9 protein-coding genes are annotated in these 12,210 nt (G+C 73.7%); all 9 read left to right on the top strand.

Annotation, left to right across the window (positions count from 1 at the left end; genetic code table 11):
• The first annotated feature begins 21 nt into the window (after positions 1-21).
• A complete protein-coding gene (locus tag ACW0Q9_RS02915; RefSeq protein ID WP_456178289.1) occupies positions 22-2,007 on the top strand; it encodes a TIGR03960 family B12-binding radical SAM protein in 1,986 nt (661 codons plus the stop codon).
• 181 nt (positions 2,008-2,188) lie between these two features.
• The gene (locus ACW0Q9_RS02910) at positions 2,189-2,629 is read left to right on the top strand and encodes a hypothetical protein (protein ID WP_456178284.1); all 441 of its coding nucleotides are present in this window, start codon (positions 2,189-2,191) and stop codon (positions 2,627-2,629) included.
• 13 nt (positions 2,630-2,642) lie between these two features.
• On the top strand, positions 2,643-4,109 hold the full coding sequence (locus ACW0Q9_RS02905) for a hypothetical protein (protein ID WP_456178283.1): 1,467 nt from the start codon (positions 2,643-2,645) through the stop codon (positions 4,107-4,109).
• A gap of 10 nt (positions 4,110-4,119) precedes the next feature.
• A complete protein-coding gene (gene mycP, locus ACW0Q9_RS02900) occupies positions 4,120-5,487 on the top strand; it encodes a type VII secretion-associated serine protease mycosin (RefSeq protein ID WP_456178282.1) in 1,368 nt (455 codons plus the stop codon).
• Between the two features lie 245 nt (positions 5,488-5,732).
• Complete coding sequence (locus ACW0Q9_RS02895; RefSeq protein ID WP_456178288.1) at positions 5,733-6,452, top strand: TIGR03936 family radical SAM-associated protein; 720 nt, start codon at positions 5,733-5,735, stop codon at positions 6,450-6,452.
• A 131-nt stretch (positions 6,453-6,583) separates the two neighbouring features.
• Complete coding sequence (locus ACW0Q9_RS02890; protein ID WP_456178281.1) at positions 6,584-9,625, top strand: Rne/Rng family ribonuclease; 3,042 nt, start codon at positions 6,584-6,586, stop codon at positions 9,623-9,625.
• A gap of 426 nt (positions 9,626-10,051) precedes the next feature.
• On the top strand, positions 10,052-10,366 hold the full coding sequence (gene rplU, locus ACW0Q9_RS02885) for a 50S ribosomal protein L21 (protein WP_018787289.1): 315 nt from the start codon (positions 10,052-10,054) through the stop codon (positions 10,364-10,366).
• Between the two features lie 11 nt (positions 10,367-10,377).
• Positions 10,378-10,632 (top strand): 50S ribosomal protein L27, encoded by a 255-nt coding sequence (rpmA, locus tag ACW0Q9_RS02880; RefSeq protein ID WP_013288010.1) that lies wholly within the window; start codon positions 10,378-10,380, stop codon positions 10,630-10,632.
• Positions 10,633-10,721: 89 nt separating this feature from the next.
• Entirely contained in the window at positions 10,722-12,185 is a 1,464-nt protein-coding gene (gene obgE, locus ACW0Q9_RS02875; protein WP_456178280.1) for a GTPase ObgE, read from the top strand.
• Positions 12,186-12,210: the final 25 nt, after the last annotated feature.

Raw genomic sequence — 12,210 nt, 5'->3', positions numbered from 1 at the left:
CACCGCGTACCCTTGGGCATCATGAGTGCCCCGTCGACGACGCCGCGCCCGGTCGCGGCCAATTCCGTGTGGTCCCGGCTGGAGCCGCTGCTGCCCCAGGTGACCAAGCCCATCCAGTACGTCGGTGGCGAACTGGGTGCGGTGGTCAAGGACTGGGACGCGGCGACCGTCCGGTGGACGCTGATGTACCCCGACGCGTACGAGGTGGGCCTGCCCAACCAGGGCGTGCAGATCCTCTACGAGGTGCTCAACGAGCTGCCCGACGTGCTCGCCGAGCGGACCTACGCGGTCTGGCCGGACCTGGAGAAGCTGATGCGCGCCCACGGCGTGCCGCAGTTCACCGTCGACGCCCACCGGGCGGTGCGCGACTTCGACGTGTTCGGCGTCTCCTTCTCCACCGAGCTGGGCTACACCAACCTGCTCACCGCGATCGACCTGGCCGGCATCCCGCTGCTGGCCGCCGACCGCACCGAGGCCGACCCGGTGATCGTGGCCGGCGGGCACGCCGCGTTCAATCCGGAGCCGATCGCCGACTTCGTCGACGCCGCCGTGCTCGGCGACGGCGAGGAGGCGGTGCTGGAGATCACCGCGATCGTCCGGGACTGGAAGGCCGAGGGCTGCCCGGGCGGCCGGGACGAGCTGCTGCTGCGGCTGGCCCGCACCGAGAGCATCTACGTGCCGCGCTTCTACGACGTGGACTACCTGCCCGACGGCCGGATCCAGCGGGTCGTGCCGAACCGCCCCGACGTGCCGTTCCGGGTGCACAAGCGCACGACCATGGACCTGGACGCCTGGCCGTACCCGAAGAAGCCCCTCGTGCCGCTGGCCGAGACGGTCCACGAGCGCTACGCGGTGGAGATCTTCCGCGGCTGCACCCGGGGCTGCCGGTTCTGCCAGGCCGGCATGATCACCCGCCCGGTGCGGGAGCGCTCGATCACCACGGTCGGCCAGATGGTGCAGCAGGGGCTGGAGTTCTCCGGCTTCCACGAGGTGGGCCTGCTGTCGCTGTCGTCGGCCGACCACTCCGAGATCGGCGACATGTGCTCCGGCCTCGCCGAGCAGTACGAGGGCACCAACGTCTCGCTCTCGCTGCCGTCGACCCGGGTGGACGCCTTCAACATCGACCTGGCCCAGGAGTTGTCCCGCAACGGCCGGCGCACCGGCCTGACCTTCGCCCCCGAGGGCGGGTCGGAGCGGATCCGCAAGGTCATCAACAAGATGGTGTCGAAGGACGACCTGATCCGCACCGTGGTCACCGCGTACACCAACGGCTGGCGGCAGGTGAAGCTCTACTTCATGTGCGGCCTGCCCACCGAGACCGACGAGGACGTCCTCGAGATCGCCGACATGGCGCACGAGGTCATCCGGGCCGGCCGGGCCGCGACCGGGTCCAAGGACATCCGCTGCACCGTCTCGATCGGTGGCTTCGTGCCGAAGCCGCACACCCCGTTCCAGTGGGCCGCCATGGAGCGCCCGGAGGTCATCGACGGCCGGCTGCGGCTGCTCAAGCAGGCCATCAACAGCGACCGCTCGCTGGGCCGGGCCATCGGCTTCCGCTACCACGACGGCGAGCCGTCGCTGATCGAGGGCCTGCTGTCCCGGGGCGACCGCCGGGTCGGCGCGGTGATCCGCAAGGTCTGGGAGAACGGCGGCCGGTTCGACGGCTGGAGCGAGCACTTCTCCTACCAGCGCTGGGTGGACGCCGCGGCCGAGGTGCTGCCGTCCTTCGGGGTGGACCTGGACTGGTTCACCACCCGGGAGCGCGACGAGCTGGAGGTCCTGCCCTGGGACCACCTCGACTCGGGCCTCGACAAGGACTGGCTCTGGCAGGACTGGCAGGACTCCCTCGCCGAGTACGAGCAGGACGACTGCCGCTGGACGCCCTGCTTCGACTGCGGCGTCTGCCCGGCCATGGACACCGAGATCCAGATCGGCCCGACCGGCAAGAAGCTGCTGCCGTTGACCCCGGTCAACGGGCTGAAGCTGCCCACCGGCGCCCAGCAGTAACAACGCCGACGCGCACACCGGAGCGCGGGATCCCCACGGGGTTCCCGCGCTCCGTCACATTCCGGGACTCCGCACCCGTCGATGTCCCGTGACGCGGGGTGGGGGTGCCTCGACTGGCCGTCACTCGATACGCTGCGTCCGTATTGGACCGGCCGGGGCCGGCAGCGGGGAGGGCAGCAGCATGGGTGACATCAGGCCGCCGGACACCGGCGATCTGCACGTCAGCGTCGAGGACCTGGACGCCGCGGCGGAGTACGTCGAGCGCCTCAAGCAGTACGTCGACGACACCATCGGCTACGAGATGGAACGCATCAAGGAGCGGATGAAGGGCGACAGCAACAACGCGCAGACCGTGCCCAACGGCACCCCGTTCGGCGCGTACGAGGACGCCCGCATGCAGTGGCAGGCGCTGACGAGGTCGACGGCGAACATGGAGGCCCACCTCAAGGCGCTCTCCACCAAGCTGGCCACCCTGAAACAGGGCACTGAGGACATCGCCAAGGCCTTCCGCGACACCGAGGCCCGCAACGCCGCCAACGGCAAGGAGATCGAGCGGATGCTGGAGTCCGCCGCCCCGCCGCCGCCGACGGGCCAGCAGCCCACCTACCCGTACACGGCCTGAGGGGGAGACGGTCATGGCTGGAGGAACCTGGGAGCGGTGCGTCCGCGAGGTGACGCTCTCCGCCGACCCGGAGACGGTCGGCTCGGTCGGGGTGGGGTGGAGCAGCCTCTCCACCGGGCTGGGCTACCTGCGCGACGCGCTCGTCGGTCGGTCCTTCGTGGGCCCGATCGCGCCCGGCCAGGAGCGCCCGCACAGCGGCGGCCTGCCCGGCCTGCTCAGCGGCTGGAAGGGCAGCGGCGGCGACGCGTACCGCGATCACCTGGGCGAGATCGGCAAGGAGATCGAGGACCTCATCACCCACGCCAGCAACGTCAGCGGGGCGTTGTCGCGGATCGAGGGTGACATCCGCAAGTCGGTGGCGAGCATCCCGGTCCCGCTGATGGACGACTTCGGCTTGAACGAGTGGAGCCTGCCCAACGGCACCGAGCTCGACGACGCCCGCGACGGCGAGAGCGCCTCGGGCTTCCTCGCCGCGCTGCGCAAGGACTACCAGAGCAACCCCGCCTCGTACGCCGACGGCGCGTTCCGGGACAAGGCCGACGACCTCGAGGCGACCATGAAGGTCGACGGCAAGGCCGCCGACCAGGAGCGCGGCGGCTGGTGGGACACCAAGTCGCATCTGGACAACTGGTACCGGGACAACCAGCAGGCGGCCAACTCGGCGATGTCGCCGCTGCCCGCCGCCGTGGAGACCGAGCGGCCCAAGCTGATCGTGCCGAACCCGAAGGGCAGCATCGACGACTACCGCCCCGACGACCGCAAGCCGCCGTCCGGCCTGCCCGGCGGTGGTGGCGGCGTCGGTGGCGGTGGCGCGGGTGGCGGCTTCGGCGGCGGCGCGCCCTCCCTCGGCAGCACCGGTGTGGGCGGCGGCGGAGGTTCCTTCGGCGGTGGCGGCGGATCGTTGACACCCCCGGCCACCACCGGCGGCCCGGACTTCGGTGGCGGCGCCGGTGGCGGTGCCGGCACCTACACCCCGCCGTCCACCGGCGCCGGCTACCCGGGCACCGGGACCGGCGACCACGACTACGGCAGCGGCCTCGCCGGCGCCGGCGGGCCGAGCACCATCGGCGGCGGCTACGGCGGCACCGGCGGTCTCGGTGGCGGCGTCAACTCCGCGGGGCTCGGCGGCGCGGGTGGTGGCTTCGGTGGTGGCGGTGCCGGCCTCGGCTCGGCCGGCGGCATCGGTGGCGGCGGTGTCGGCGCGGCCGGCGGGATCGGCATGGGCGGCATCCCCGGCATGGTCGGTGGCGGCAACGGCAAGGTGCCCCCGATGACCAGCGCGGCCAGCGCGCTGCGCAACGCGGCGGGCGCGGGCGCGGGTGGCCTGCGCGGCGGCGCCGGGATGATGGGCGGCGGCATGATGGGCGGGCACGGCGGCGCCGGGCACGGCGGCTCCGGCAGCGAGCACTCGTCGTGGTTGACTGAGGACGACGATCCGTGGGGCAGCGGTGACGCCGCGTCCCCGGGCATCCTGCGCTGAGGACGGACGCATGAGGTTGCACGTGGGCGCGCTCCGCCCGGTCGCGGCCGGCCTGGTGGCCGGGCTCATGGTGCTGGGGGTCGCCCAACCGGCGGCCGCCGCGCCGCGGCGGGCCGAGCAGTGGTACCTGGACGAGCTGCGGATCGACCAGGTGCACCGGCTCTCCACCGGGCGCGGGGTGACCGTCGCCGTGGTGGACAGCGGTGTCGACGCCACCCACCCGGAGCTGGCGGGCCAGGTGCTCCCCGGCCGCCGCAGCTACGGCGCGCCCGGCGACGGACGCTCCGACGCCGAGGGTCACGGCACCCACATGGCCGGCATCATCGCGGCGAAGAACGCCGGCCCGGACGGGGTGACCGGCATCGCGCCCGGCGTGCGGATCCTGCCGATCAAGACGAAGCCGGGCAAGGGGGAGATCAGCGAGGCGGCGTCGGCCCAGGGCATCCGGATGGCCGTCGACGGCGGTGCCAAGGTCGTCAACCTGTCCTACGGCGCCATGGGCGCGGCGTCCGACGACGAGGTGGCCGCGATCAGGTACGCCCTGGAGCGGGACGTGGTCGTGGTGGCCGGCGCGGGCAACACCGCCAAGGGGCACAGCGAGGTGATCAACCCGGCCAACGTCCCGGGGGTCATCGCGGTGACCGGCACCACCAGGGGCGGGCGCTTCTGGTCCGGCTCCACGCAGGGCCCCGAGGCCGTGGTGGCCGCCCCCGCCGACGGCATCTACAACGCCGGTCCGGATCACGGCTACGGCTGGGGCGACGGCACCTCGGACGCCACCGCGATCGTCTCCGGCATCGCGGCGCTGATCCGCGCGAAGTACCCGGACCTCTCCGCGCCCGACGTGATCAACCGGATCATCCGCACCGCCCGGGACGCCGGCCCGCCCGGCCGCGACCCGCAGTACGGCTTCGGCCGCGTCGACCCGGTGGCGGCGCTGACCGCCAAGGTGCCGGGGGTCTCCACGAACCCGCTGCTCGAAGGGGCCGCGGCCAGCCCGGCCCCGCCGCAGGCCGCCGAGGACGACGACTTCGACGTGACGGACTACGGCGACCGGGGTGGCCCCACCGACCAGCAGGTCATGATCATCGGCATCGGCATCGCGGTGGCGCTGCTGGTGCTGGTGGCGCTGGTGGTGTTCCTGATCTGGAACCGGCGCCGCTACCGCCGCGAGGCGGCCCGGACGGCCGAGGTCCCGGACGAACTCCTCGGTCAGGGGGGCGGTTACGGCATTCCACCGGTCCCGGCCGGCTACCACGCCCCGCCGGGCGCTCCGGGCGGCCACGCCCCGCCGGGCACCAGCCCGTACGCTCCGCCGCCCGGTCACGTTCCGCCGCCGCCGGGGACGTACCCGCCACCGGGCGGGAACCGGCCCTGAACCGTGGTGGCCGGCCGGGTGACCTGCGCGTCACCGGCCGGCCACCGCCGTGTCCGGACCGGGCGGGAACCTCCTGGCTGACCGGTTCCGGCTGGTTCGTCCGGCCGCTCCCGCCGCCCCGGCTGCGGGCCGTGCCGGCCGCTGCGCCAGGATGGGACGGACACGCAGGCACATCCGAGGAGCTCACGATCGCCAGAAAGCCTCAACCCGAGGGCGGCCAGGCGCCGGTCGTCCAGCGGGTCCGGATCCGGTACGCCAAGCGTGGACCGCTGCGGTTCACCTCGCACCGGGACTTCGCCCGGGCCTTCGAGCGCGCGCTGCGCCGGGCCGGCGTACCGATCGCCTTCTCCCAGGGTTTCACCCCGCACCCGAAGATCTCGTACGCCTCCGCGGCGCCGACCGGCGTGGCCAGCGAGGCGGAGTACCTGGAGATCGGCCTGCGCGAGCCGGTCGACCCGGCGCAGCTGCGGTCGGCCCTGGACGCCGCCCTGTCACCCGGGCTGGACGTGCTGGACGCGGTGGAGGCCACCGGCGGCAGCCTGGCCGACCGGATCGAGGCGTCCCGCTGGCGGATCGAGCTGCCCGAGGTCGACCCGGCCGTGCTGGAGCGGGCGGTGAGCGCGTTCACCGCCGCCGAGGAGATCCAGGTCGAGCGGATGACCAAGCAGGGGCGGCGCACCTTCGACGCCCGCGCCGCCGTCATCGCCATCGATACGCTGCCGCCGTCCGAGACGCCTTCCGGGGCGACGGCCGTACCGTGTGCGATACTCGAACTGGTCGTGCGGCAGGTCACCCCGTCCGTGCGACCCGATGACGTCCTTTCCGGCCTCCGCGTGGTGGCCGACCTGGAGCCGCCGGTCTCCCCGAAGGTGATCCGGCTGGCGCAGGGCACGCTGACCGCGCAGGGCGAGATCGTCGATCCGTTGGACGCGGATCGCGACGGGGCAGCCATCGGAGAACGCTGACCGACGGTCAGCGTTCTGGCAGGCAGACTTCGGCGGTCGCGCACCTGCGCGCCCGGCGGAAACACCTTTTGCGGCGACCCTGCGTGGCAGCGCTCACCCGCGCCCGGGGCAGCCAGAACTGGAGAACGTCCATGCTCGAGAACGAGCCCGAGGGCGGCGAACGGACCGGCGCGGAGCCGGCCGAGGCAACCGCCACCAGCAGCACCGACAGCGCCGCCGAGACCAAGCCGCCGGCCCGCAAGCGGGCCAGCCGCCGCAAGGCCGCGCCGCTCAACCAGCCGGAGCAGACCGACGCGCCGGTCGAGGCGTCGACCGGGGCGGCCGGCAGCGGCGAGGCGCCGCAGGCCGAGGTGTTCGCCCCGATCGCCGGGGAACTGGAGGCCGCGCCCAAGACCCGGCGGCGGCGCAAGGCGACCCCCGCCAAGGCGGTCGAGGAGCCGGTCGCCGCGGCCGGGGCGGAGGCCGCCTCCGACGAGGTGGTGCCGCCGGTCAAGGTGACCCGCACCCGCCGTCGCAAGATCACCCCGCCGGTCGAGGCCGCCGCCGATGAGGCGCCGGCCGAGGCACCCGCCGAGGCCGCCGGGCCGGCGGTCGAGCCCCACGCGGTCGCCGCGCCGCAGGCCGACGCCGAGCCGCCCGCCGCCCCGGAGCCCGCGGCGCCCGCCGAGGGCGAGGACGAGGACGAGGACGAGGACGCGGTCGGGGAGGACGCCGAGGAGGAGCCGAGCCCGGGCGACCGGGGCGCCGACCAGGCCGGCCTGGCCCGCGCCGCCGGTCCGGAGGACCGGACCGGCGAGGCGGCGCCGGGCGCCGCCGTGCCGGGCCCCGCCGAGGAGCCGGCCGAGGAGCCCGCGCCGACCACCCGCCGGCGCCGGGCCGCGCTCTCCGCGCCGACCGTCCTGTTCATGCCGCCCCAGCCCGAGGAGGCCCCGGTCGTCCGGGTCACCTACCCGGTCGCCGAGGAGCCGGTCGAGGAGCCGGCGGAGACCGGCCGGCGTCGCCGGCGCGGCCGTCGCGAGGCCGAGCCGGTCGAGGTCGAGGTCGAGGTCGAGGAGGAGCCGACCGTCGAGGCCGAGGAGATCGCCGAGGCGGAGGAGGACGAGGACGAGGCGGCCATCCGCCGCCGTCGGCGTCGTGGCCGCCGGGGCCGGGGCCGCGGTCGGGGCGTCGAGGAGGCCGAGGACGAGGAGGCCGAGGAGGCCGTCCGGGCCGAGGCCGCGGAAGCCGAGGCCGAGGAGGCCGAGGACGAGGAGGAGGCCGAGGGCGAGGGGATGACCCGTCGTCGCCGTCGGCGCCGCCGCCGGGGCGCGGGCGAGGCGGAGACCGCCGCCGAGGACGGCGTGCCCACCGTCGTCAAGATCCGCGAGCCGCGCAAGGCCGTCGACGAGGTGCAGGGCGTCTCCGGCTCGACCCGGCTGGAGGCCAAGCGGCAGCGCCGCCGGGACGGCCGCGAGCAGCGGCGTACCCGCCCGCCGATCCTCAGCGAGTCGGAGTTCCTGGCCCGCCGGGAGGCGGTCGACCGGGTGATGGCCGTCCGCCAGCGGGGCGACCGGACCCAGATCGCCGTCCTCGAGGACGGCGTGCTGGTCGAGCACTACGTGACCCGCAACTCGTCCGGCACCATGGCCGGCAACGTCTACCTGGGCAAGGTGCAGAACGTCCTGCCCAGCATGGAGGCGGCCTTCGTCGACATCGGGCGCGGCCGCAACGCCGTGCTCTACGCCGGCGAGGTCAACTGGGACACCACCGGCCTGGAGGGCCGGGCCCGCTCGATCGAGCAGGCGCTCAGGTCCGGCGACTCGGTGCTGGTGCAGGTCACCAAGGACCCGATCGGGCACAAGGGCGCCCGGCTGACCAGCCACATCGCGCTCTCCGGCCGGCACCTGGTCTACGTGCCGCACGGCAACGCCTCCGGCATCAGCCGCAAGCTGCCGGACACCGAGCGCAAGCGCCTGCGGGACATCCTCAAGAAGCTGGTGCCGGACGGTGCCGGCGTGATCGTCCGGACCGCCGCCGAGGGCGCCAGCGAGGACGAGCTGGCCCGGGACGTCAAGCGGCTCCAGGCGCAGTGGGAGGAGATCCAGGCCAAGGCGGCCGAGGGCGGCGCCCCGGTGCTGCTCTACGAGGAGCCCGACCTGGTCATCCGGGTGGTCCGGGACCTGTTCAACGAGGACTTCCGCGAGCTGGTCATCGAGGGCGAGCCCGCGTACGACCTGGTCGAGTCCTACCTGTCGCACGTCTCACCGGACCTGGTGGCGCGGCTGCGCCGGCACGCCGGCACCACCGACGTCTTCGCCGAGTACCGGATCGACGAGCAGATCCTGAAGGGGCTGGACCGGAAGGTCTTCCTCCCCTCGGGCGGCTCGCTGGTGATCGACCGGACCGAGGCGATGACCGTCATCGACGTCAACACCGGCAAGTACACCGGCTCCGGGGGCAACCTGGAGGAGACGGTCACCCGGAACAACCTGGAGGCGGCCGAGGAGATCGTGCGCCAGCTCCGGCTGCGCGACCTCGGCGGCATCGTGGTGATCGACTTCATCGACATGGTGCTGGAGTCGAACCGGGAGCTGGTGCTGCGCCGGCTCACCGAGTGCCTGGGCCGGGACCGCACCAAGCACCAGGTCACCGAGATCACCTCGCTCGGCCTGGTGCAGATGACCCGCAAGCGGATCGGCGCGGGCCTCCTGGAGGCGTTCAGCGAGACCTGCGAGTGCTGCAAGGGCCGGGGCGTCATCATCCACACCGAGCCGGTGCCGGAGAAGCCGCGCGGCGGGGCGGGGGAGAAGGTCAAGGCGGTCGCGTCGGCCGTCACCACCCCGGCCACCGAGGAGAAGGGCCGGCGCCGGGGCCGCAAGGCCGCGGCGGAGAAGCCCGCCGCGGAGGCCGCGGAGCAGCCCACCCCGGCGGCGCCGGAGAAGGCCGTCGCCGAGGTGGTCGACAGCCGGGACGAGGACTACTACGACACCCAGGGCTACGACCTGTCCCGGTTCGAGACCCAGACGGCGGCCGCCCCGGCGGTCGCGGACAGCCAGGAGGGCGACTCGGCCCGCCTGGCCGCCGCGGACGACCCGGACGCGATCGGCGACGGGGAGGCCGAGGAGGGCGCCGAGACCGGCACCGCCCGGCGGCGGTCCCGGCGCGGCGGCGCCCGGCGGCGTACCCGGCCGTGAGCCGCTGACCTGCACGACGTTTGGCAGGGCCCCGGTCCCCGGTAACAAGCCCGGGGACCGGGGCCCTGTCGTCTCCGGCGACCCCGGCCGGGACGGTTGGCCCGGGGGAGGAGACATGCGCCACGCTGGCGGACCTCGCCACCGAGGTGGGCGGGCTCGGCACCGACGTGCAGGCCGATCGACGAGACGGAGTTCGACCGGCCCCCAGCAGCGCCTCGACGACCTCTGCCGGCGCTGAACCGGCGGCCCGGTTTGGGCGGCGGGCCGGGTATGGCGTACGCTTGCCTGCGGCGCACTTTGGTGTGCCGAGTTCCCGCGTGCCCGCGCCGCCGGTGTCACGGCTCCCGGCGAGACGCCGTGGGAACGACCGACCGGTAACGGTGGGTAAAGACGCCAGCAGCCTCAACGACAGGGAGTCCGCCTCCGATGTACGCGATCGTCAAGACCGGCGGCAAGCAGTACAAGGTCGCCGAGGGCGACGTGATCGAGGTCGAGAAGCTCGCCGGTGCCCCCGGCGACGCGGTGAAGCTCACCGCGGTGCTCCTCGTCGACGGTGACGACCTGGTGACCGACGCGGCGAAGCTTGCCAAGGTCGCGGTGTCCGGCGAGATCGCCGCGCACACCAAGGGCCCGAAGATCCGGATCCACAAGTTCAAGAACAAGACCGGCTACCACAAGCGCCAGGGTCACCGCCAGCCGCTGACCCAGGTCAAGGTGACCGGCATCTCCAGCGGGAAGTAGGTCGTCCTCCAATGGCTCACAAAAAGGGTGCGTCCAGCTCGCGTAACGGTCGCGATTCCGCGGCCCAGCGGCTCGGCGTGAAGCGCTTCGGTGGTCAGGTCGTCAGCGCGGGTGAGATCCTCATCCGTCAGCGTGGCACCAAGTTCCACCCCGGTGACCTGGTCGGCCGTGGCGGCGACGACACGCTGTTCGCGCTGGCCGCCGGCTCGGTCCAGTTCGGCACCAAGCGCGGTCGCAAGACCGTCAGCATCGTGCCGCAGCAGTAATTCGCAGGCGTTGCGGGCCGTGGACCTCGTGTCCCGGCCCGCTTCGCTTTTTCAGGTGCGGGGGCGTGCCCCGCTGGGAGGATTGCGTCGTGACGACGTTCGTTGACCGGGTCGTCCTGCACATGCAGGCCGGCGACGGCGGGCACGGCTGTGTCTCCATCCACCGGGAGAAGTTCAAGCCGTTCGGCGGCCCCGACGGCGGCAACGGCGGGCACGGCGGCAGCGTCTCGCTGGTCGTCGACCCGCAGGTGACCACGCTGCTCGACTTCCACTTCCGGCCGCACATGAAGGCCGAGAACGGCAAGGGCGGGGCCGGCTCGAACCGGGACGGGGCCAACGGCCACGACCTGATCATCAAGGTGCCGAACGGCACCGTGGTGCAGACCCTCGACGGCGAGGTGCTGGCCGACCTGGTCGGCGTGGGCACCACCTTCGAGGCGGCCCGGGGCGGGCGCGGCGGCCGGGGCAACGCCTCGCTGGCGAACGCCCGGCGCAAGGCTCCCGGCTTCGCCGAGCTGGGCGAGCCCGGCGACCGGCTCGACGTGGTGCTGGAGCTGAAGAGCGTCGCCGACGTCGGCCTGGTGGGCTTCCCCTCCGCCGGCAAGTCCTCGCTGATCTCGGTGATCTCCGCCGCCAAGCCGAAGATCGCCGACTACCCGTTCACCACGCTGGTGCCCAACCTGGGCGTCGTCCGGGTGGACAACCACACCTTCACCGTCGCCGACGTGCCGGGGCTCATCCCGGGCGCGGCCACCGGCAAGGGGCTGGGCCTGGAGTTCCTCCGCCACGTCGAGCGCTGCGCCGTGCTGGTGCACGTGGTCGACACGGCGACGCTGGAGCCGGGCCGGGACCCGCTCGCCGACATCGACGCCATCGAGTCCGAGCTGACCCAGTACGGCGGCCTGACGGACCGCCCCCGCCTGGTCGCGCTCAACAAGATCGACGTGCCGGACGGGCGGGACCTCGCCGACATCGTCCGGCCCGACCTGGAGGCCCGCGGCTTCCGGGTGTTCGACGTCTCCACCGCCACCCGGGAGGGGCTGCGGGAGCTGACGTACGCGATGGCCGAACTGGTCGACCAGTCCCGCCGGGCCGCGCCGCCGGCCGAACCGACCCGGATCGTGCTCCGCCCCAAGGCGGTCGACGACGCCGGCTTCACCATCGAGGCGGAGGAGGACGGCTCCTTCACCGTCCGGGGCAACCGTCCGGAGCGCTGGGTCAAGCAGACGAACTTCGACAACGACGAGGCGGTGGGCTACCTGGCCGACCGGCTGGCCCGCCTCGGTGTGGAGGAGAAGCTGGCCAAGGCCGGCGCCCAGGCGGGCGACCTGGTCCGGATCGGCGACCGGGAGTTCGACTGGCAGCCCACCCTCTACGCCGGCGTCGACTTCGTCCCGGGCAACCGGGGCACCGACGTCCGGCTGGAGGACAAGTCGACCCGCGCCTCCGCCGCCGAGCGGCTGGCCGCCCGCAAGGCGCGCCGGGTGCGCCCGGCGGACGAGGTGGAGGCCGCCGCCCCGCAGGACGACGCCGACGACGAGGACTGGGAGTAGTTCCGCTCCGTCCGTGTTCGGGACG

Source organism: Micromonospora sp. I033 (assembly GCF_053890995.1).
Note: the sequence above shows the minus strand (reverse complement) of the source record. Positions and strands in the feature narration are given on the sequence as shown.

What these genes read in the sequence shown, in the direction of transcription:
- rpmA (WP_013288010.1), top strand. Translation starts at nt 10,378, where the DNA reads ATGGCTCACAAAAAGGGTGCGTCCAGCTCGCGTAACGGTCGCGATTCC.
- ACW0Q9_RS02905 (WP_456178283.1), top strand. Translation starts at nt 2,643, where the DNA reads ATGGCTGGAGGAACCTGGGAGCGGTGCGTCCGCGAGGTGACGCTCTCC.
- ACW0Q9_RS02915 (WP_456178289.1), top strand. Translation starts at nt 22, where the DNA reads ATGAGTGCCCCGTCGACGACGCCGCGCCCGGTCGCGGCCAATTCCGTG.
- ACW0Q9_RS02910 (WP_456178284.1), top strand. Translation starts at nt 2,189, where the DNA reads ATGGGTGACATCAGGCCGCCGGACACCGGCGATCTGCACGTCAGCGTC.
- rplU (WP_018787289.1), top strand. Translation starts at nt 10,052, where the DNA reads ATGTACGCGATCGTCAAGACCGGCGGCAAGCAGTACAAGGTCGCCGAG.
- mycP (WP_456178282.1), top strand. Translation starts at nt 4,120, where the DNA reads ATGAGGTTGCACGTGGGCGCGCTCCGCCCGGTCGCGGCCGGCCTGGTG.
- ACW0Q9_RS02890 (WP_456178281.1), top strand. Translation starts at nt 6,584, where the DNA reads ATGCTCGAGAACGAGCCCGAGGGCGGCGAACGGACCGGCGCGGAGCCG.